Genomic DNA, 22,001 nt, shown 5'->3' with positions numbered 1-22,001 from the left:
AATGGACGCCAATCGAGGGTCGATTATTGGGTCGCCTCGTCCACTAACGCATCTATCCCACGCGCTCCGACAGTCGATACTTGCGGTTGCGGCTCGTCGCCGGCGCCGTGGGCTCAAGCTCGCCTTGAGCAATGAGCGCGTTGACGCGCGACCTAACCTGGGAAATTGTGAGCCCTGTGTGCTCTGCCAGCTCGCGCGTCCCCAGCTCGCCGTAGTGTTTGAGTGCCGTCACAATTAAGCCCCCGCCATGATCGACCGGCTCGATCTTTGAACGGTAAAGTACGACCTTGAACCGATCGAATCCCGGGCAGAACAGGGGCCCGGCCAGACCATGCGCGCGCATGGCATCGATCATCATCGGGATGCCCGAGCCATTGCCCTCAGCCGGCGAACCTGCGCCATCCGGCAGCGGGACAATCGACATGAGCTTCACAAGAGTCGCGTTACGGCATCGGGAGCTGCCGTCAAACAAGTTCTCGCGAGTCTTTCCCCCGTAAAGGCCGCCAGGATTTGTCACCTCGACACGATCATCAAAGACGTCGACGGCAATCGATTGTCCACAGAACCGATCCCCGTATTCTCGATGGATTACGGCGTTGGCGATTGCCTCGCGCAGAACCTCCTCGGGAATCTCAAGCGAGTCGACACGCGAGACGCCTTGGACGGTCGAGGTTCGCCGCAAATTCTTGGCGACGGCTGCGACGGCATCCGAGATCATTTCGCCCAACGTTCCCTCACAGATTGTGCGGTCCATGAACCTCAGCGACCCCGCCATGCCCTTCTGAGTTCCCGCATGGACAGCCACGTCAATGAAGAGCTTGGGATAGAACTGCTGAGGGTAGGTGCCCACAACTAGGAGTCCAGCCTTGGTGACATTGCCCTGGGAATCAAGGATATTTAGGCGCTCCAGCTTCGTTTGTTTGTCCGGCGCGCCGCGCATTGCCCGGGGCGTCAACGAGAAAGCCCGATCTATCGTACGGTCGACCAGCGTCTCGTCGAGATTGTCCGCGCCCGCACCCGCCACCGCGTCCCGATCGCTCGGAGTCGCTCGACCGCATGACGCCAATGCGAGCACCTCGGTCGATGAAAGCGGCACATCTTTGTCATCGATGCGCTTGTAGCTGCCGCCCTGGGCGCCCCGCTCTATGACATAGCAGGGCTTGCTCGACGGATCGAGCTCCTCAATCGTAATGACGAGAACGATGACGCCCTGAAGCTCCACTCGCTCGATCGTGTATTTAGGCGGATTGGCCAGCTTTCCTCGACCGCCCGCATCACCCATGCCTGACACAAATTGGTTGAGCACTTTCTCGGTCTCGAAGTTCTCAACCGGGACAAAACCTGCGCGCTCACTCACTCCGAGCACGATGATTCCGCCGGCAGTGTTCGCGAATGCGCTCACCGTTTCCCACACATCGCGGGAAAGCGTCGTGGCGCTCTCCTTCACTTCGACGTTAAGATCATCCGAGCCCATACGCCTTAAAGACTCGAGCAGACCGGTCAGCTCGTTTTCGTTCATCTGCACGTCCTTTCACTCGGTCCGGCGGAGAATGCCACGAATAGATTTCCTTCGTCTCTCAGTTATCTCTCGTAATTATCTCTCATCTTACTGCTATCTCTCATATAAGAGATGAGTGAGAGATAGAAGATAAGATGTCTGCCATCTGTTTCGTTTAAACATGTTTTTGCTGGTAGAACAATCGGTATTGAGACAATACCATGATTGCCTGTCTCTTTGCTGCTCAGTTATCTCTCATATTTATCTCTCATCTTTCTATTATCTCTCATATGAGAGATGAGTGAGAGATGAGAAATGCATGAGTGATGGACGGTCAAGAATCGAGAGTGGATTTCCGGACGGTTTTTGGCGTTTTGGGGCTGTTTCCGTCCGAAAATCCTCTCTCGTTCAATTTGCGTCCGAATATCCACTCTCGTGTGTCCGAAAATCCACGCTCATCCGGCAGATTGGTCGAGGGCTCCATATGGGTATACTCTCGAGGATTCGACTCGATTCGCCCCCCGCTGGGGCGTCAAAGGAGACTGCATATGCCCACTACCTCAACCGACCCGCGCGCCGCAGCCGCTGCACTGCTGGTGCCCGGCACTACCTGCCACGGCTTTGCCGTCGAGCGCCGCGAGACCGTGCCCGAGCTCGACTCGGACGCTTACGTGCTGCGACACACTGCCTCGGGCGCTCGTCTGCTGTACCTGGCGTGCGACGACGAAAACAAGGCCTTTGCCATTGGCTTTAAGACGCCGCCGGCCGATTCCACCGGCGTGTTCCATATTCTTGAGCACTCGGTGCTGTGCGGATCGGCCAAGTTTCCCGTCAAGGAGCCGTTTGTCGACCTGATCAAGAGCTCCATGCAGACGTTCCTCAACGCCATGACCTACCCCGACAAGACCATCTACCCCGTTGCCACCACCAACGAGCAGGATCTGTATAACCTGATGGACGTGTACCTGGACGCGGTGTTCAACCCGGCCATCTATACCAAGCCCACCATTTTTGAGCAGGAGGGCTGGCACTACGAGCTGGATCTGCCAGAAAGCGCCGAGGGCGAGGGCGACAGCAGCTCCGCGAGCCTGCGCGAGGGCGCGCTGCGCTATAACGGCGTGGTGTTCAACGAGATGAAGGGCGCGCTGTCCGACCCCATGAGCGTGCTGGACGACGCCGTCAACACCGCGCTCTACCCCGACACCGCCTATGCGCACGAAAGCGGCGGCGACCCGCGCGCGATTCCCACACTCACCTACGAGCAGTTCCTGGACACGCACGCGCGCCACTACAATCCTTCCAACTCTTACATCACGCTCTACGGCGACCTGGACGTGGACCGCGCACTGGCCTTTTTGGACGAGCGCTATCTGTCGCAGCCGAGCGCCGCGAGCCGCCGCATGGACGCTGCCGTCGCCGCCGGCGAGGACCCGTCCACGCTGGCGCCCAATCCGCTGGGCGTGCAGGCGCCCGTGACCTGCGAGTACAAGCGCATCGAGATGGCCACCACGCCCGAGAACGCCCTGGTGGGCCTGGGCCTGGTGCTGGGCAGTGCGCTCGACCGCAAGCGCACGATCGCGGCGGACATCCTGTTTGAGGCACTGCTGGGCTCCAACGAGGCACCGGTCAAGAAGGCCATTCTGGCCGCCGGCCTGGGCGGCAACGTGGTGAGCTACACCGCGGCCGAGAGTCTGCAGCCCTACGAGCTCATCATGCTGCAGAACGCGCAGCCCGGCGTGGCGCGCGAGCTGCGTCGCGTGTTCCAGGACGCCTGCCTCGACCTGTGCGAGCACGGCGTTCCGCGCGAGCGCCTGGAAGCCATCATCAGCAGCAACGAGTACGATCTGCGCCAGCGCGACTACGGTATCGCCGACGGCGTGGCCATTGCGTGCGACGCGCTGAGCACCTGGCTCTACGATGACGACGCCGCGACGCTGGCGCTCAAGTACGGCCCGGTGTACGAGGAGCTGCGTGGCGAGCTGGACGGCAGCTACTTTGAGGACCTGCTGCGCGAGCTGGTGCTGCAAAACGACCACATGGCGCTGGTCGAGTTGGTACCGGTGGATGCCGCCGAGGGTTCGGAGGGTGCCGAGGCCGCCGAACTGGCAGCCAAGCGCGATGCCATGACCGATGCCGAGCTGGCCGACGTGGTCGAGCGCACGGCCGCGCTGCGCGCCGCGCAGGAGGCGGAAGACACACCCGAGGCCAAGGCCACGCTGCCGCGCCTGCGCGTGTCCGACATTGGCGAGGCGCGCCCCGAGCCGCCGCTGGTCGTGGACACGACTGCGCCTATCCCCTGTCTGCGCCACGGCATCCCCACCAACCGCCTGGCCTACGCCATGCAGTATTTCGATCTGAGCTGCGTTGCGTTTGAGGACCTGCCCTATGTGACGCTGCTCTGCCGCCTGCTCAAACAGCTGCCCACGAGCGAGCACTCGGCCGAGGAGCTCGACAACTTGCTCGCCGGCAAGCTGGGCTTTTTGAGCTTTACGACCGAGGTCATGACCCAGCCCGACGTGGACGGCGTGCGCCCCTACCTGCTGGTGAGCGCCGGCGCCCTGTCCGAGAAGATCGATGCACTGGCGAGTCTGCCGCGCGAGGTATGGTCGAGCACGCTTTTGGCAGACGCCGACGCCGACCGCATGCGCGACGTGCTCACGCAGATTCGCATTGGGCTTGAGCAGGGCTTTATCAACAACGGCCACTCGGCGGCGCTCGGTCGCGCGATGAGCTACAGCTCGCCTTCGGCCGTGGTGCGCGAGCAGCTTTCGGGCGTTGATTTCTATCTGTTCCTGCGCGATCTGCTCGACCACTTTGACGAGCGCCTGGACGGCCTGCGCGCCAAGCTTACCGAGCTGGCGGGCCGCATCTTTGTGGCCGACGGCTGCATGGCGAGCTTTACCGGCAGCGACGAGGACTTTGACGCGTACTGGGATGCCGCGGGCGACCTGGGGCTGGACGCTGGCGACGGCGCCGATGCCGGCCGCGACGCGCTCGTGGTGCCGGCGCCGTGCGACCGCCACGAGGCTTTTGTCATCCCCAGCGACATCTGTTTTGCCGCGCGTGCGTGCGATCCGCGTCGCCTGGGCATTGACGTGACGGGCGCCTGGGCGGTTGCCGCCAACGCGCTCTCCTACGACTACCTGTGGAACGAGATCCGCGTGAAGGGCGGTGCGTACGGCTGCGGATTCCGCGCGGCCGGCGAGCGTCAGGCGGCGTTCTACACCTACCGCGACCCGGCAATCGACCCCTCGATTGAGCGCGTGGCGCGCGCAGGCGAATGGCTCGGCAGCTTTGAGCCCGACGAGGCCGCCTTTGAGGGCTTTATCGTGAGCTGCGTGAGCGGCATGGACGCGCCGGTGAAGCCGTACGCGCTCACCAAGCGCCGCAACACGACCTACCTGGCCGGGCTCGATCCACATGCACGCGAGGAGCGCCGCGCCCAGATGCTCGCCGCCACGCCCGGTGAGCTTCGCTCGCTCGGCGCCGATGTGACGCGCATCGCAGCCGAGTCGCCCACCTGCGTCTTTGGCGGCCGCGACGTCATCGCCAAGAGCAGCGCCGGCTTTAACGTCATCGACCTGCTGGCCTAACGCACAGAAAAGGTAGATTTTTGGGACATGCCTAAAAATCTACCTTTTCTTTTTCCGCCGCTTGGGCGGGGCAGCTCAGCCCATCCCACCAGTTTTATCTCGATCTGTAACATCTAGACAGCGATATCGGCTCCAGATGTTACAGATCGAGACGTTCCCGAATGTCACCGGCTCTTTGTCTCGATCTGTAACAGCTAGGCCCATTTATGCCGAGTTACTGTTACAGATCGAGACAAGCCGCCGCAGACACCCGCCCTTCAGCAAAAACCACCGCAAAGGGGACAGGTGTCTTTGTGTTGATTCGAACACTTGTTCTATAGTAGGGGTGCTTGCATCGGACTTAAATTGCAACTAGGATATAGTTGCAGAATGTGAGGCGGGATGACGCGGATCGATAAACTCATCGCCCAACTGCTTAGCTGCCCTTCGACGTATCGGTATACCGATTTTTTAAAAGTCATGGCTTCATATGGCTTTGAAATGGACAACAAAGGCAAGACATCCGGATCGCGCGTTCGCTTCTACAGGCCATCAGATGGCAGGATGTTCGTAATGCACGCGCCTCATCCATCTGACGAATTGACAGCGGGGACCATTCGAAACATCGTTCGATTTCTGCAAGATGTCGGAGGTAGTCATGAGTAACGTTTTGGCATACAAGGGCTATTTCGCCCCAGTCGAGTTCGATGCCGAACAGCATATGCTAACAGGTATGGTCACCGGCATTAGGGACGCAATCGTATTTGAAGGCTCCACGGTTAAAGAAGTGGAGCAATGCTTCCACGACGCCGTCGACGATTACCTTGAGTTTTGCGCCGAGAAGGGCAAGGAACCCGAGCGGGCTTTTAAGGGCTCGTTCAACGTAAGAACGGGCTCCGAGCTCCACAAGCAAGCAGCGCTGGCAGCGGCAAAGAAGGGTGAGTCACTCAATAAGTTTGTGACAGAAGCAATCGCTGCGGCGTTATAGCATTAACGCATAGGCCCAAACAACCACAAAGGGCGCAGTTCACAGGCATATTTGCGGTGACTTTACTGCCCATATCGCGTTTGCCCAGAAAAAACCTGCCAAAATAAACCTGTCCCTTTTTGGAAGGTTTGGGAGATGAGGCTGGGATGGATAAGGCTGAGTTGCGGCGGGCGGTGATTGCTCGGCGCGATGCGATTGATTTGGATGTGCGGGCGGCGAAGTCTGCTGTTGTATGCGCGCGGCTTGTTGAGCTGATGGATCGCTTGGGTGCCGCGGCACCGCACACCGTTGCCGTCTATGCCGCCATGGGTTCCGAGGTCGACCCAGCCGCGTTTGCCGCCGCGGCCGTCGCGCGTGGCTGGCGCGCGGCCTATCCGTGCATGCTCTCGGCAACAGACGCCATGGCTTGTGGCCAGTGCATGTGCATGCGGGCAGTCTCTGCCGGCGATGCGTCCGAGGCCCCGTTTATCGCCCACCCTACGCGGGCCTTCGCAGCCACGGACGTCGACAGCGACCACTTCCCCATCGTGCCCGCCGCCGAGCTCGACATGGTTGTCGTGCCGCTCGTAGCTTTCGACCGCACCGGCGCGCGCCTGGGCTACGGCGGCGGCTGCTACGACCGCTACCTGCCCACGCTCTCGCCCGCATGCCAAATCACCGGCATCGCCTTTGACGAACAGCGCGTCGACCACGTTCCCACCGACGCCCACGATCTGTCGCTGCCCAACATCGTCAGCGCCTAGCCGCCGCTGTATCGCACCCGCAAGATGAGCGTGGAAAATCTCCCACTTTGAGCCCCCTTACGAGCTAAAAACGGGAGATTATCCACGCTCATTCAACAAGCGTCCGAAAATCCACGCTCGTCCGTCCGATTTTCCACGCTTGTGCAGCCAAACGCTCTGCAACTGCCTCAGCACGCACGCGGCACGCCGGCGACCTTGAGCTTGCGATCGAACTTTGTCGGATCCCTTAGATCATCCCAGCACAAGCGCACGATCTTGCAGTTATCAAGCAGCGAAAGCCTCGACTCGCGCTGGCGCTCATCGAACTGCGTCTTCGCGAGCTTGCCCTCCTCCGCTGCCTTCTCGCTTTTAACAAATCCGTCGAACTCCCCGATAATCAGCCGGTCGCCCACGCGCCACAAGTAGTCGACGCGATACGGTCGTCCCGGCTCAACCGGGTCGAACAGCTCAACTTGCAACTCCGGCGTCTGCCAGCCGCGCTCGATCATCAGGGCACGCGCCTTGGACTCGCCGCCGCTTTCCGACAGCCCATCGGCACATCGTGCAACCCTGCGCGCCGTCACAACACCGCGACGATTCAGGCCAAGCTTGTCGACAGTCTCAACGAGATGCTCCTTCGACAAAAGTTGCTCATGGAGCGCCGAATCCGCGATGATCAGTCCCTCGACAAACGATGCATCGACCAAGCAATCCGTAATCGTTTGATCGATATCGGTTACGGCGATATCCATCTGGGTGGCCCGTGTTTGACGAGCATAGCGATGACGAATGACCTGAGAGCCCGGCGTCGTCGATTGGGGCGGCATCGCGGCGATATGGATGTGCGTCAAATTGGCATGCGAAACCGAAAGGCCATAGATAACAGCCGCCGTATAGGAGCAAAATGTCCAGTCGGGGTGCTTTTGCGCAAGCGCCCGCACCCGATGCAGATAACGCTGCCGAAACTTGAGCTCGGACCAGTATTCCGGACGCGCATACAGCCCCGGCATGACCGCTTCGAGACTTCCCGCCTCCGCCCGCCGCTGAATCTGCTTTGCCTCCGCCGCCGTGCGCGCGTACACGCAGCTCATCTGCTGTTCGCATGCTTTAATGTGACTTGCAAGCCTTTGATTCGCCGTCATGTTTCCCATGTCGCCTCCCAAATCTTGGAACGGCGCAAACGTACCAGACGGTTTCATGCGAAGTCTGACCAAATACCGTCCAGGCGCTGACCAAATGCTTGACGGTTTTGGACGTTTTAGGCTGATGTCTTATATCTGCAGGTAGGGCGGTTGTCGAGAGGTCCCTGTCTCCACATTTTGAGGCCTTGGTCCATCGGATTATCAGAAAGAAAAACCCGTCGAGATTCAAGACTACGCCAAATGCGACTTTGCCTCTGCACGCACCGTCGCTTAGCCGAGCCATCGGCATCTACATGCCTAAAAAATGAGCGTGGATAATCTCCCGTTTTGAGCCTAGTTTCAAGCCAAAAGTGGGAGATTATCCACGCTCGATTTGTAAATGTCCGAAAAACCACGCTCGTCCGTCCGGATATCCACGCTCGTCACGCCGCCGGCACAGCAGCAGCCGTAGCCTAGTGCTCCTCGCCGGCGCGAGCTAGGTCGTAGGGCGTGGTCTGGTAGACGTAGTAGTTGAGCCAGTTGGTGTAGAGCAACTGAGCCTGGCTGCGCCAGACGTTGCGCGGCTCGGCAGTGGGGTCGTCACCTGGGAAGTAATGCGCCGGTACCTGGGGGTTGAGCCCGCGCTTCACGTCGCGCTCGTACTCCAGACGCAGCGTGTCGGTATCGTACTCGGGATGGCCAAATACAAAGAAGCGACGGCTGTCGGTCGACTTGACGATGTACAGGCCCACCTCGTCGGACACGGCCACGACCTCAAGCTGCGGCTCGGCCTCCACGTCCTCGCGGCGCACATCGGTGTTGCGCGAATGCACGGCATAGAAACGGTCGTCAAAGCCGCGGACCAGCGGGCTTTGCGGCTTCACCAGATAATGCTCGAACACGCCACTCGCCTTTGCCGGCAGGTCGTGCTTCTGAATACCGTAGTGGTGATACAGGCCCGCCTGCGCGCCCCAACAAATGTGCAGCGTGGAGTGCACGTGCGTGGTAGACCAGTCCATGATCTGGCAGAGTTCGGGCCAGTAGTCGACCTCCTCGAACGGCATCTGCTCCACCGGCGCGCCCGTGATGATCAGGCCGTCGTAGTGGATGTCGCGGATGTCGTCGAACGTGCGGTAAAACGTCTCCAGGTGGCCGGCGCTCACATGCGTGGCCTCGTGCGTCTTGGTGCGCAGCAGGTCCACCTCCACCTGCAGCGGCGTGTTGGAGAGCTTGCGCATGATTTGCGTCTCGGTGGCGATCTTGGTGGGCATGAGGTTGAGGATGAGCACGCGCAGCGGGCGGATGTCTTGGTGCAGCGCGCGGTACTCGGTCATGACAAAGATGTTCTCGCTCTCGAGCTGCGCGGCGGCAGGGAGGGCGTCGGGAATGCGAATGGGCATGGATGCTCCTTACGAGTCAGTTGCAGCTATGGTACAACGAGCAGCCCTATCCGCGCGAGCACATCGCCCAGCGATGCCGTCAGCGGCCCAAATCACTCCAAAAGTAGAGATTAAGGCATGTGCCAAAAATCTACGGCGCTTTAGTCTAGCAAAGTGGCAGCTGGACGCTACAATGGTTCGACGCGAAAAACTCGGCCGAAAGGATACATATATGTACCAGACGCGTAAGATCGGTGTGGTCGGCCAGGGCCACGTAGGAGCACATGTCGCCAACAGCCTGCTTATGCAGGGCATTGCCGACGAGCTGTACCTGTGCGATATCAACGAGGCCAAGGTGACGTCCGAGGTCCAGGACCTGCGCGACTCCCTTTCGTTTGTCCCGTATAACACCAAGATCGTCAACTGCTACGACCACTACGAGGAGCTGGCCTGCTGCGACGTCATCGTCAACGCCGCCGGCAAGGTCACGCTGGCCGCCGGCAACCGCGACGGCGAGCTGTTCTTTACCACCGACGCCGCCCGCACCTTTGCCAAGCGCATCGTCGACGCCGGTTTCGACGGCATCTTCGTAAGCATCTCCAACCCCTGCGACGTCGTGTGCACCGAGCTGTGGCACCTGACCGGCTACGATCCCAAGAAGATCATCGGCTCGGGCTGCGGCCTGGATTCCGCCCGCCTGCGCACCGAAATCTCCAAGAAGGTCGGCGTAAGCCCCAAGTCCATCGACGCCTACATGATCGGCGAGCACGGCTTTAGCCAGCTGGCTGCCTTTAAGGCCGCGACCATCGCCGGCAAGAGCCTCAACGAGCTTCAGGCCGAGAACCCCGACAAGTACGCCTTTGACCACATGGAGGTCGAGGAGCTCGCGCGCAAGGGCGGCTATGTGACCTACCAGGGCAAGCAGTGCACCGAGTACGCTGTCGCCAACTCCGCCGCGCGCGTCTGCGCCGCCGTGCTGCACAACGAGCACGCCGTGCTTTCCGCCTCCACGCTCATGACCGGCCAGTATGGCGAGGAGGGCATCTTTACCTCCCTGCCGTGCGTGATCGGCGCCGGGGGCGTCGAGGAGGTCTACACGCTCGACCTGTCCGAGTACGAGCTCGAGGGCTTCCACAAGAGCTGCCAGCACATCCGCGACAACATCGCCCAGCTCGACTGGTGGGACGCCGAGGCCTACGACGCAAAGTAGGCCGCTGGCTGCCGCAACCTTGCGAATCTAAACGCGATGCCAAGCGGGCCGCGCCGGAAATCCCCGGCGCGGCCCGCTTTTTTGACTCACGCAGTGCCCTTGCGAATCGAAGGTGAATGCTTTTCCCGTTACTTAGTACTGCTCGATGCCCATGTAGCGACGGACCTCGGGGCTGTGGTCGAAGACCTTGCCGCGGGCGGCGCGCAGCTCGCAGCTCATCGCATAGAAGAAGATCGGCTCCAGGTAAGAACGCACGCTGGCGGGCACGTCGCCCACGCCGTACTCGAGCGCGTCGAGCACCATAACCGTATCGGTATGCGTGTTGAGGAACGCCAACGCGCGCTCCTCCATGGGGCGACACTCGCCCGATCCGAGCTGCACAAAGTAGAACACACCGGGCTCGGTAGCCTCGAAGGGACCGTGGAAATACTCGCCGGAGTGGATGTAGCAGCAGTGCTGCCATTGCATCTCCATGAGCGAGCAGATCGCCATGGCGTAGGTCTGGCTAAAGTTGGGGCCGGAACCCAGGATATAGAAGAACTTATGCTGCTGGCAGAGCTCGGCAAAGCGATCGCCCAGCTCGGCGTTGACCTTCTCACGGGCAGCGGGCAACAGCGCATCCATCTGCTTAAGGCCGGTGTACATGTCAGCGAGCGCCTCGTAACCCTCCTGCTGGTCGAGCAGCTCGGCGGCGATCAGAGCGCCGATACCCTGAGGCACCTCGGTCTGCGGCACGCCCTCGCCCCAGGGGTAGACCCAGGTGGTCCACTTGCCGTTATCGATCTTGGAGCCCTCGCAGTCGGTGAGGGCAACGACCTCGGCGCCAGCGGCCAGCGCCATCTCGCAACCGTCGACGACCTCCTGCGTGTTGCCGCTGTGGCTGCAGGCAATAACGAGCGACTTCTCGCCAAGGCTCTTGGGGGCCATCAGGCAAAACTCGCGTGCCGTGTAGACCGTCGAGGTAAACGTGGTGGCCTCGCGCTTGAGCAGCTCGTTGGCCGGCATCAGGTCGATCATCGAACCGCCGCAAGCGATCCAAAAGACGTTCTCAATCTTGCCCTTGCGCTCGATGATTTCCTGAACCAGATCATGTGCGTTCATCCTGGTTTTCCTCCTTGTGTGGCGGTTTTGAACGACGACAGCTCGTACCTGCGGTCGTTCTATGTTGTCCTATTTATAGCACGCACGACGACGCTCGTGAAGTCATTTCACCAAACTTGTTCTATGTTGTTCTATCTATGGACGTTAGATGTCGAACACGTAGCGCGAGCCCACGATCTTTTGGCGTCCGAGCAGCAAGGGCCGCTCGTCCGCATCGGTAAAGTACGCCTCCATATAGAAGAGCGGCTCGCCGACCGGCACCTCCAGCAGCGGGGCCGCCTGAGCATCAGCAAGCGCAATCTCCACGGTACAGGGGTCGGACTTGAGCGGCGCGCGGCCCGAATGCTCGGCAACGAGCGCAAAGATGGAATTGTCCGTGAGGTCCTTGTCGGCAAGCGTCTGCAGATAGGGATGGTCGGCCAGCACAAAGGCGTTGTTCTCGAGCATGACGGGCACGCCGTCTGCCGTGCGCACGCGCTCGACAACGATGAGCTCGCAGCCGGGTTCCACCCCAAAAAACGCCGCGTCCTCACGCGTCGCCGCGACCACCGTGCGCGACACCAGACGCGCACCCGGCACCATGTCGTTGGCAGCACAACCCTCAGTAAAGCTCTGGACGTCACCCTTCTGGCGAATCTTGCGCTTGAGCTTGGGAGCGCACACAAACGTGCCCCTCCCCTGCTGGCGGTTGAGATACCCCGCGCGCGACAGCTCCTCGATGGCACGGCGCACGGTGATGCGCCCCACGCCGTAGGACTTCGCGAGCTCCATCTCGGCAGGGATGCGCGAGCCGGCGGGGTACACACCGCGCGCGATCTCGCCCTTTAGGTCATCCATGACCTGTTGGTACAGCGGCACGGCGGGCACGTCAGTGCGGTCGGTTTTATCGTCGAATGCCATCGTTACGCTCCATCCCGCGCATGCTCGGACTCAAATTCTTCAATCGCCGCCATAAACTGCTCGCCAAAGGCGTCGGCTTTTTTCTCGCCAATGCCGTTGACCTGGATCAGCTCCTCGCGCGTCTGCGGACGCAGGCGGCACAGGCCGCGCAGGGCCTTGTCGGAAAAGACCATATACGGCGCCATCTCCAGCTCGGTCGAGATCTCCTTGCGGAGGGCACGCAGGCGCTCGAACAGCTCGGCATCGTCGCCAACGCGCGGGCGCTGATCCAGCTCGGCCTCCTCGCGCAGCAGATCGACGGCGCGGCGGGCGCGGGCCGAGGCCTTGCGCTTGGACGCGCGACGCTTAACGGTAAAGGCGAACGCCTCGTCCTCGACCTCGCCGGCACGCGGACCCAGTCCCACGACTGGGTACTGCCCCTGCGAGGTGGCCAGATAACCGCGGCCGCACAGCTGGCCGATGATATCCTTGATGCGCCCGACCGATTCGCTCGACAGCTCACCGTAGCCGCAGTCCTCGTCCAAATGCATCTGGCGAATGCGCTCGGTGTTGCCGCCGTGAAGCACATCGGCGATGAGCGACTTGCCAAAGCGCATGGGACGCGTGGCCACATAACGCACAGCGGCGCGGGCCATATCGGTGACGTCCTCGACCTCGAACTGCGTGAGACAGTTGCTGCAGTTGCCGCAGCCCTCGGCGTCGTCTGCCGTGCCGCCCGCGGCGGCTGCCGCATGCTCGGCCGCGGCCTCGTCGCCAAAGTAGCGCAGCATGTATTCGCGCAGGCAGCCGGTGGTATTGCAGTAGCCCTCCATCTGGCTGAGCAGACGATAACGGTTCTGGAGCGCCCACGCGCGCTGCTCGTCGTCGAGCGCCTCGTCGGCCGCATCGCCGCGGTCGATCAAAAAGCGGCGCATGCGAAAATCGTTACCGTTCCACAGCAAGTGACAGCTGGCCGGATCGCCATCGCGGCCAGCGCGGCCCGCCTCTTGGTAGTATGCCTCGATGCTCTCGGGCACGTTGTTGTGGATCACGTAGCGCACGTTGGGCTTGTCGATGCCCATGCCAAAGGCGTTGGTGGCAACCATCACCTGAATGTCGTCGTCGATAAAGGCACGCTGGCTCTGGCGGCGGGCGTCGTTGCCCATGCCGGCATGGTAACGGCCCACGCGAATGCCACTGGGTCCCAGCGCCTCGGCAAGCTCGCCCGCCAGCGCATCGACCGTCTTGCGAGTCGAGCAATACACGATGCCGCTCTCGCTCGAATGCGCAATCACGTAGTCGCGCACCCAGGCAGTCTTGGCCTTGTCGCCCATCTCCTCGCAACCAAAGTAGAGGCTCTTGCGATCGAAGCCCGTCACCACCGTCGCGGGGTTTTGCAGGCCGAGCATCTGCTGAATGTCCGCACGCACGCGCTCGGTCGCCGTAGCGGTAAAGGCCGCAACGATGGGGCGCTGCGGCAGGGAATCGATGAACTCACGAATCTGCAGATAGGCGGGACGGAAATCCTGGCCCCATTGGCTCACGCAGTGGGCCTCGTCAATGGCCACGAGCGGCACGCCAATGCCGCCGTCCGCCGCAGCCTCCTGCGCAAAGGCTAAAAAGCGCGGCTCGAGCAGACGCTCGGGCGCCACGTACATAAGCTGGTAGCGGCCCTCGCGCGCCCGTTTGAGCACGGTATTTTGCTGGGCCGGAGTAAGGCTGGAGTTGAGATAGCTGGGTCGCGCACCCGCCGCGAGCAACGCACGGGTCTGGTCCTCCATAAGCGACAGCAGCGGACTCACCACAAAGGTGATGCCGGGCAGTATGAGCGCGGGCACCTGGTAGCAAATGGACTTGCCGGCGCCCGTGGGCATAACACCCAGCGCATCGCGGCCTGCAAGAATCGCATCCACCATGCGGTCCTGCCCCGGGCGAAACGAGGTGTAGCCAAAATAGGCGCCGAGCGTGTCAAGCGCCATCTGCTGCATGCTATCGGTCATGGTTTCCTAACGTCCAAGTCATCTGCCGCCGATTATACGCCGCCACGCGGACCGGTACCGCGCGGCTGCCGGCCACGGGCAATACGATCCAAGGCGGGCAACCGTGGATTTTCGGACACTTGCCAAACGAGCGTGGATAATCTCCCACTTTGAGACCGTCACCGAGCCAAAAACGGGAGATTATCCACGCTCATTCTGCAGGTAGTCATTGGGGACGTTCTTGAATGACTAGTCGTTTAAGAACGTCCCCAATGACCATCTTGACAAGCGCGAAAACGTTGCCGGTTGAGCATAAGTCAGTGAAAACGCCCCTAAGCGAGCAAGGTGACGTGAAAGAGGAGGGAAGCGTACTTCGGTACGCGACCGACGATTGAACGTCAGATTGCCGCTTAGGGGCGTTTGCAGCGTCGACAGGTCCGTCGTTCGTCAGAACGGCGGAACAAAACTTCTGATCATGCCGCCGAAGTTGAAAGGCAGATTGCCGCTCTGGCGGGCTTGCAGCGTCGAGCCGTTACGCGGTTTGGTAAAACCGCGTAACCAAAGGCGCAGCGTCGGCCGGTCCGCCGTTCGTCAGAACGGCGGAACCAACCCTACATCACCATGACGTAGCGGCTACCCACGTAGTACTGCTTACCCATCAAAACCGGCTCGTCATCGGGACCGGTAAAGCCGGCACGCAGGTTGAGCAGCGGATCGTGCGGAGCAATGCCCAGCTCGGCCGCCTGCTCGGCGTTAGCTCGAACGGCCTCGACCGTACGGTAGCCAACCGAGACAATCGGCGTTCCGCCAACACGCTCGACCTCGGCAAAAATCGACTTGTCCTCAAGATCGGCCGTCAACAGCTCACGGTAGGCGTCAAACGGCACAAAGATGTTCTCCTCAAAGATGGGCTCGCCGTCGGCCGTACGCACGCGCTTGATATGCAGCAGCAGCGCATCCTTCTGCAGGCCAAAGAACTCCATCTCGTTTTGGCGCGCCGGAACGATCTGGCGATCGATCACGTGCGCACCGGCCTTCATGCCGTTGCCGGCACACAGCGCGGTAAACGTCTGCAGCGTCGAGGCGTGAAACTGGCGGTTGATGTGCGGCGTGGAGACAAAGGTGCCGCGGCCCTGCTGCTTAACCAGGTAACCATCGGAGCACAGCTCCTCGACAGCGCGGCGCACCGTAATACGGCTCACCTCGTACTGCTCGGCTAGTTCAAGCTCGGACGGAATACGCTCCTTGGGTGCATAAACACCTTTCTCGATCGCATCCTTGATTTCGTCATAAATCTGCTGGTAAAGCGGTGCATTTTTGGGCGCAGGCATATCTGATCACTCTTATCAAAATAGCTAAATTTCTAATACGTATATAACGTCTAGTTTCATGTTACCTCATATTGATAAAACGATACACCCTCCCTACCAAAAAGCGACAGCTTCATTTTGGTAGGTTTTATCTGGGCAAACGAGAGCCCTCGAAAGCAACGGGGCTTTCGGGGGGCTCGTTCGGATGGGTTGCGCAGGACCGGCAAAATGCCAATACCCTACTTGCCGTCATCCTGCTGCAGGCTGTCCTGTTCGCTGAGGCGCGCCTGCCTGCTGGCCATGCGTGCGGGCTTGTCGGGATCGGGAACGGCCGTGGGCATGGGCTCGTCGACATGACCGCCCCACCAGCCGCCCACAAAGTTGAGCGTGTGGAACACGTTGATCACGGCGCCGGGATCAACGTCGCACACCAACTTGATAATGTCCTGGCTCTCGTAGGTCGAAACAACGGTGTTCAGCAGGTACATCTTTTCGCGGCTGTATCCGCCGACGACCTCGGCGCAGCTAATGCCGTGCTGAAAATGGTTTACGTAGGCAGTCATGACCTCGTCTGCCTTGCGCGTCGTAATCTGCAGCGTCACGCGGTCGTAGCGACGATAGAAACTGTCGATGGTCTTGGTCGAAATAAACTGGAACACGATGGAGTACGCCGCGTTGTCCCAGCCAAACATAAAGCCAAAGATCGCCAGGATAAAGCAATTGAAACCAAAGATAACGCCCCAGATGGTCTTGCCCGTGTGGTTGGAGACCCACAGCGCGATAAAGTCGGTGCCACCGGTAGATGCGCCGGACTTTAGCGCGATGGCAGCGCCCAGACCCGAGACCACGCCGCCAAAAATGATGAGCATAATCTTGTCGCCCAAAAATGGAGCGAAGTGAAAGACGTTGAGGAACAGCGACGAGAGCACGACCTGCATCATCGAGAAGATGACGAAGCGCTTGCTAATGCCGCTCCAGCATAGGAGCGCCACGGGAATGTTGAGCGCAAGCATGCCGAGCGAGATGTCGATGTGAACGCCGCCCAGCGAGGTAACGCGATCGAGCAGGACCGCAACGCCGGTGAGGCCGCTCGGAAGCAAGTCGGCGGGCTGAATGAACGCCTGGATCAGGAATGTCTGGAGAACGGCGGAAATCGTGACCGCCACGGCAGTAATAGCGCGGCGGACGATGGTGAGGCGGCCGAGTACGAGCACTCGGTCCGTGAGCTGATCGATGGCGTTCGCCACGCAGGCTCCTTTCGAAGGCAGATGTAGTTGTGGGGTATGTCCGCGATTGTAGCATGGAGCGTGCGGGGGCGCTTCAATTCACCCTCTCTCGACAACCAAAGCGGGACCAGCAACCCCACGACCAAAGGCCCAAATTACAAGTGAGTAGACTTTACGCGACCTGCAGAGCACACCCAAAACCGCCACCCCTGTGACCTGCGGTTTTACTAGAGCAGATGCGCTTTGTGCTCGTCCTGCACCAAAAAGTCTACTCACTTAGTCCGAATCGAAGCCAAACGGATCAAAATCGAAACCAAATTGAGCCAGTCCACCGCAAAAAACGTTTGAACCCGTGCTTCTCGCGGCGGATTGACACTACAAAGCGGCCAAAATGTCGGTCAGATTATCAATAACGGCATCGGCTCGCGATTGATCGAGGTTGACGCCCTCGTGCGGGCGCAGTGCCAGGACGCGGGCGCCGGAACGTTTGCCAGCCTCGATGCCCAAAGGCGAGTCCTCGATAACCAGGCACTCGGTAGGCTCCACACCCAGCGCCTCCATGGCACGCAGGTAGATCTCGGGGTCGGGCTTAAACGCACTGCACTCGTGACCGCTGATGGTGTAGTCCAGCACGTCGGCGATACCGGCAATCCCCACCAGCTCGTCAATGAGCTCGCGATAGGACGAGCTTGCGATGGCGCACTTCACGCCGCGCTCGTGCAGCTTGCGCATCACCGGCTCCGTCTGCTCGTTGAGCAGCTCGGCATACGGAACGGGATGGTCTGGGCTGTAGACCTGCTTGTACTCCACGCGCAGGCGCTCGCGCAGCTCAACATCGTCAGGTACCAGCGACTTCCAAATGGCGGGCTCGTTAGACCCCGAAAGATCGGGGATCTCGTCAAAGTGAAAGCCCTTCTCTTCCATAAACGCCACGCGACGACGGTTGTAGAACCACTCGGTATCGACCAGCACGCCGTCCATGTCAAACAGCACTGCCTTGATCATACGTATCTCCTTTCGATAGCAAAAAAGGGGACGGGGCGCAAACCCCATCCCCTCTCAATCAACCCGTAAGGTCTACTTACTTGTGATTAGTAGGAAAGCTTCCACATGTAGCGACGCATGGTCAGCGGGTGCTGACGGGCCTCAGCGATCTGGTTGCCGTACTCGCGCATAACGGCGAGGTGCAGCAGCGGGTTGAAGTAGGTGACGACGCTCGCGGGCACGGCGTCAGCCAGGCCGTAGTCCTTGGAGTCGATCAGAGCGACCTTGGCGCCCATGCGCTCAAGGAAGGTGAGGGCGCGGGCGTCCATCGGACGGGTAGCGCCATCGGACATGAAGAAGACGTAGGGCTTACCCTCGGTGGAAACCTCGAACGGGCCGTGGAAGTACTCGCCGGTGTTGTAGGCGGCGGCGTCGATCCACTGCATCTCGGTGAACAGGAAGGCGGCGTGAGAGTAAGCCATCTTCTCGGAGGCACCAGAGGCCATGAAGTAAATCATCTTGTCGTCCTTGAAGTCCTCAGCGAACTTCTTGGCGAGCTTCTTGCAGGACTGAGCAGCGTTCTCGCAGAGATCGAAGACGTTGGTGAGGCCGGTGATCATGTCGTCGTACTTGTCATAGCCCTCGGTCTGCTGAAGGATCTCGAGAGCAAGAGCGATGGCATAGCCGGGCTTCTCGCACTTGGCAGCGAAGTTGGCGTGAAAGCCGTGAACGATGACGTGGTCGGCGTCGACGGTCAGAGCGGAGCCAGCCTTGTTGGTGAGGGAGACGACCGGGCAGTTGTGCTTCTTGGCGGTCTTGTTGGCCTCGACGGTCTCGGGCGTGGAGCCACCGAGGGAGCAGGTGATCACGAAGGTGTGCTCGTTGACCCAGGAAGGCGTGTCGTAGTTGAACTCGTTAGCGGTGAAGATCTGAACGTTCAGCTTGTCCGTGTTGTTGGCCAGGAAGTACTTGGCGGGGTACAGGTCGGACATGGAAGCACCGCAGCCGACGAAGGCGACACTGTGGATCTCGTGGTTGGACAGGACGTCAGCGACGATCTGCTTAGGGAGGTTAAGGTCGATCTCGTACATCTGACACATTCCTTTCGATTTTTGCGGCGCCACATTGCCGGGCGCTCGCAGGGTTACTGTGGTTTGGACCGAGTCGCCGGTCCGTTGAGGATGCGACAAGGGGACTGTCCCATTGTCGCATTTTGGGGATGGAAGCCTGCCTGGGGTATGGGATGCCAGGCAGGCCCCCGGGGGAAAGCGGTTAGGCGCTTGGTCGCGACTAGGCCAGAATGCCGGCCGCGGAGAGGGCGATGCCGCCCACGATGGCGATCGCGAGAAGCCAACCGGTGTTGACGTTCTTCTTGATGAGCCAGTACATAAGGCCGGTGAGGCCGAGGGAGATCATCTGGGGCATCATGCCGTCCAGGATGTCCTGGATAACAACGGTGCCCTCAGCGAACTGCAGCGGGGTGGTGGCGCCGATCAGCGTAGCGATCATGCCGCCCACGGACATAAGGCCCACGATGCCGCAGACATACATGAGCTTCTCCATGAGGTCGCCGCCCTGAAGCTTGCTCAGGTACTCGTGGCCGCCCTGATAGCCCATCTTGGCTGCGAACCAAGTGATCAGCACAGAGGGGACGATGGAGATGAGCATGGCCAGGATCGGGCCCATGATGGAGCCCTGCTGAGCCAGCTGAACGCCCAGGCCAAAAGCGATAACGCGGATGGTACCCTGGAAGAAGGAGTCACCGATGCCGGAAAGCGGACCCATGAGGGAGGTCTTGACCGCGTTGATCGAATCGGGATCGAAGTTCTCGGGATCCTTGGCGTACTCCTCCTCCATGGAGGCGGTGAGGCCCAGGATAAAGGCGCTCGTCTGCGGGGTGCAGTTGTAGAACGCCATGTGACGGTGGTAAGCCTCTTTCTTAGCAGCGAGCTGCTTGGGGTCGGACTCGTCCGGATAGAGGCGGTCGAGCGTGGGAACCATGCCGTAGAGGAAGCCCATGTTCATCTGACGCTCGTAGTTCCAAGAGGCCTGGATGGCCCAGGAGCGCCAGAAGAACTGGCTGACCTTCTTGTTCAGGGACACGTCCTTGGTTGCGGTTGCCATAGTGTGTTCCTCCTTAGTCTTCGTCGTCTTCGAGCGGATCGTAGTCGGAATCGACACCGGCGGCTGCATGGGAACCGTTGAACTTGAAGCCCATGAAGACGACAGCCAGGCACACACCGATCAGAGCGACCGCGATGACGGACAGGTTGAGGTAAGCGGCGAGCAGGAAACCGATGAACAGGAACGGAGTCATACCCTTCTTGATCATCATGGTGAGCAGCAGGGCCAAGCCGTAGGCGGTCATGATCTTGGTCGAAACGTTAAGACCAGTGGACAGCCACTCGGGAACCATGTTGACGATGGCCTGAACCAGGTCGGTGCCAACAAAGACGGCGAGGAAAATCGGCAGGAAGTACATGATGGCGTACAGACCGGAGCCGGCGCAGATGTGCATACGGTAGGCGGTCTTGAACTTTCCGTTATCGATCGCGCTATCTGCCACATGGGTGAGGGCGGCGATGATGGAACGGAACACGATGCCGAGGAGCTGACCCAGGACGGCGACCGGGATGGCGATCGTCATGGCGGTCTCGGCGGAAGCATCGGTCAGGCACGCAAAGGCAGCGGCCACGATGCCGCCCAGGACCATATCGGGCGGAACGGCGGCGCCGACCTGCACCAGGCCCATGGACACGAGCTCGACGGCGGCACCGACGGCAAGGCCGGTGGGCACATCGCCCAGCAGCAGACCGACGAGCGTAGCGCCAACGAGGGGCTGCTCGAAGTTAAGACGACCGAGCAGGCGGGAGTCCCACATGCAGAACACGCCGACGAGGCCGACGAGCACCGCACTGATGAACGTATTCATACCCTTCTCCTTTCAGTCAGGCAAAAGCCTGGTTGATTACAGCTTGGCGTCGATGTCGACGCTCTGATACGTAGGGGTCTGCTGGACATAGAGCTTGATGCCCATGTCGAGCAGCTGGTTGACGTCGGCCTTCTGGGTGGCGTCGAGGAAGACGGAGCTGTCCTTGCCGCCGACCTGATCGGCACCGTCGTGGTTGGCGGTGGCGCCCAGGTTGATGGCGTCGAGCTTGTAGCCCTGACAGAACTGCAGCATCTCGGCAGTGTTGCCAAAGACGAACATGACGCGCTCGCCGAGGGTGTTGAGCTTATCCATCTTGGCGAGGGCACGCTCGACGGTGAAGACGTTCAGGCGCACGCCCTGGGGCTTGGCCAGCTTAAGAGCGCCCTTCTTGATGTCATCGTTGGCGGCAGCGTTGTCGACGACGATGATGCGCTCGGCCTGAACCTTGGTGGTCCAAGTAAAGACGACCTGGCCGTGCAGCAGACGGTAGTCAAGACGTGCGAGGACGATCTTGGCGGGACCGGAGCTGTGACGGGACGCCTTGGCCTTCTTGGCGGGAGCCGCGGCGGCCTCGACCGGTGCGTTGGGGTTGGTCAGACCGGTGCGGGCCTCATTGATGAGGGCCGCGAGCTCGGCGCCCTTGACGGGGGCGGGGCTCATAGCAAGCGTGAGCGCCAACGGGATGTTGAAACCGCTGACAACCGTGAACTTCGTGCCGTTCTTGGAAAGCTCGACCATGCTGTTGTTGACCGAGCTGCCGAGCATATCGGTCAGCACATAGACGGTGTCGTCCGCGTTGAACGTGGCGATCATAGCCTCAACCTTATTGGTGATGGGCTCCTTGTCGTCACGAGCAAGCGACACGACGTGGACGTTCGACACGTCGCCGAGAACCATCTCGAGCGTGTCTTTGGCGCCTGCGGCCAGGCCGCCATGAGATGCGAGAATGATCTGATTCATCTTGCCTCCTCCTTTTCGTTATGGTCATTATAACGTCTTATACGTTGCTTATATTGCTAATTAGTATAAAGACCGTTCGCGGGTGAAAATCGACCGTTGACGGGTTTAACGTACTCGAAACGTTGGACTGGGTAGGCCGG

Annotated in this window: 18 protein-coding genes; 5 read left to right on the top strand and 13 right to left on the bottom strand. The window is 60.5% G+C overall.

From position 1 onward, the window contains the following. Positions 1-52: 52 nt before the first annotated feature. A complete protein-coding gene (locus ABHR63_RS06395) occupies positions 53-1,519 on the bottom strand; it encodes an ATP-binding protein (protein ID WP_346964793.1) in 1,467 nt (488 codons plus the stop codon). A gap of 527 nt (positions 1,520-2,046) precedes the next feature. On the opposite strand from ABHR63_RS06395, the gene ABHR63_RS06390 reads away from it, so the two are divergent. The 4 genes from ABHR63_RS06390 (at position 2,047) to ABHR63_RS06380 (ending at position 6,801) form a co-directional block, all read left to right on the top strand. Beyond that, the gene (locus ABHR63_RS06390; RefSeq protein ID WP_346964792.1) at positions 2,047-5,091 is read left to right on the top strand and encodes an insulinase family protein; all 3,045 of its coding nucleotides are present in this window, start codon (positions 2,047-2,049) and stop codon (positions 5,089-5,091) included. 381 nt (positions 5,092-5,472) lie between these two features. Beyond that, complete coding sequence (locus ABHR63_RS10025) at positions 5,473-5,736, top strand: type II toxin-antitoxin system HicA family toxin (RefSeq protein WP_430392748.1); 264 nt, start codon at positions 5,473-5,475, stop codon at positions 5,734-5,736. Next, a complete protein-coding gene (locus tag ABHR63_RS06385) occupies positions 5,729-6,058 on the top strand; it encodes a type II toxin-antitoxin system HicB family antitoxin (RefSeq protein WP_346964791.1) in 330 nt (109 codons plus the stop codon). The genes ABHR63_RS10025 and ABHR63_RS06385 overlap by 8 nt, the downstream gene beginning before the upstream one ends. 146 nt (positions 6,059-6,204) lie before the next feature. Then, positions 6,205-6,801, top strand: a complete 597-nt coding sequence (locus tag ABHR63_RS06380; RefSeq protein WP_346964790.1) for a 5-formyltetrahydrofolate cyclo-ligase — start codon at positions 6,205-6,207, stop codon at positions 6,799-6,801. A gap of 167 nt (positions 6,802-6,968) precedes the next feature. Here the strand turns inward: ABHR63_RS06380 and ABHR63_RS06375 are convergent, their stop codons facing one another. Then, entirely contained in the window at positions 6,969-7,931 is a 963-nt protein-coding gene (locus ABHR63_RS06375) for a hypothetical protein (RefSeq protein WP_346964789.1), read from the bottom strand. A 443-nt stretch (positions 7,932-8,374) separates the two neighbouring features. Continuing rightward, the gene (metA, locus tag ABHR63_RS06370; RefSeq protein ID WP_117773265.1) at positions 8,375-9,301 is read right to left on the bottom strand and encodes a homoserine O-acetyltransferase MetA; all 927 of its coding nucleotides are present in this window, start codon (positions 9,299-9,301) and stop codon (positions 8,375-8,377) included. Between the two features lie 211 nt (positions 9,302-9,512). Between metA and ABHR63_RS06365 the strand changes: the two genes are divergently transcribed. Further along, positions 9,513-10,490 (top strand): L-lactate dehydrogenase, encoded by a 978-nt coding sequence (locus ABHR63_RS06365; RefSeq protein ID WP_346964788.1) that lies wholly within the window; start codon positions 9,513-9,515, stop codon positions 10,488-10,490. A 132-nt stretch (positions 10,491-10,622) separates the two neighbouring features. Here ABHR63_RS06365 and ABHR63_RS06360 read toward each other — a convergent pair whose 3' ends face one another. The 10 genes from ABHR63_RS06360 to ABHR63_RS06315 form a co-directional block, all read right to left on the bottom strand. Next, entirely contained in the window at positions 10,623-11,591 is a 969-nt protein-coding gene (locus tag ABHR63_RS06360) for an SIS domain-containing protein (RefSeq protein WP_195624905.1), read from the bottom strand. A gap of 144 nt (positions 11,592-11,735) precedes the next feature. Continuing rightward, entirely contained in the window at positions 11,736-12,491 is a 756-nt protein-coding gene (locus tag ABHR63_RS06355; protein ID WP_346964787.1) for a GntR family transcriptional regulator, read from the bottom strand. A 2-nt stretch (positions 12,492-12,493) separates the two neighbouring features. Continuing rightward, a complete protein-coding gene (locus ABHR63_RS06350; protein ID WP_084591734.1) occupies positions 12,494-14,470 on the bottom strand; it encodes a RecQ family ATP-dependent DNA helicase in 1,977 nt (658 codons plus the stop codon). 590 nt (positions 14,471-15,060) lie between these two features. Next, entirely contained in the window at positions 15,061-15,780 is a 720-nt protein-coding gene (locus ABHR63_RS06345; protein WP_006235129.1) for a GntR family transcriptional regulator, read from the bottom strand. 218 nt (positions 15,781-15,998) lie between these two features. Next, positions 15,999-17,006 (bottom strand): YitT family protein, encoded by a 1,008-nt coding sequence (locus ABHR63_RS06340; protein ID WP_035136783.1) that lies wholly within the window; start codon positions 17,004-17,006, stop codon positions 15,999-16,001. A gap of 354 nt (positions 17,007-17,360) precedes the next feature. Continuing rightward, the gene (locus tag ABHR63_RS06335) at positions 17,361-17,990 is read right to left on the bottom strand and encodes an HAD family hydrolase (protein ID WP_035136782.1); all 630 of its coding nucleotides are present in this window, start codon (positions 17,988-17,990) and stop codon (positions 17,361-17,363) included. Positions 17,991-18,076: 86 nt separating this feature from the next. Further along, positions 18,077-19,060 (bottom strand): SIS domain-containing protein, encoded by a 984-nt coding sequence (locus ABHR63_RS06330; RefSeq protein WP_229026344.1) that lies wholly within the window; start codon positions 19,058-19,060, stop codon positions 18,077-18,079. Positions 19,061-19,259: 199 nt separating this feature from the next. Continuing rightward, positions 19,260-20,093, bottom strand: coding sequence for a PTS system mannose/fructose/sorbose family transporter subunit IID (locus tag ABHR63_RS06325; RefSeq protein WP_138374389.1), 834 nt, complete (start codon positions 20,091-20,093; stop codon positions 19,260-19,262). Between the two features lie 13 nt (positions 20,094-20,106). Next, entirely contained in the window at positions 20,107-20,901 is a 795-nt protein-coding gene (locus tag ABHR63_RS06320; protein ID WP_022095161.1) for a PTS mannose/fructose/sorbose/N-acetylgalactosamine transporter subunit IIC, read from the bottom strand. A 36-nt stretch (positions 20,902-20,937) separates the two neighbouring features. Further along, the gene (locus ABHR63_RS06315) at positions 20,938-21,861 is read right to left on the bottom strand and encodes a PTS sugar transporter subunit IIAB (RefSeq protein WP_271747338.1); all 924 of its coding nucleotides are present in this window, start codon (positions 21,859-21,861) and stop codon (positions 20,938-20,940) included. Positions 21,862-22,001: the final 140 nt, after the last annotated feature.

The sequence above is a fragment of the Collinsella aerofaciens genome (genome assembly GCF_039752775.1).
Taxonomy (GTDB): Bacteria; Actinomycetota; Coriobacteriia; order Coriobacteriales; family Coriobacteriaceae; genus Collinsella; species Collinsella aerofaciens_R.
Note: the sequence above shows the minus strand (reverse complement) of the source record. Positions and strands in the feature narration are given on the sequence as shown.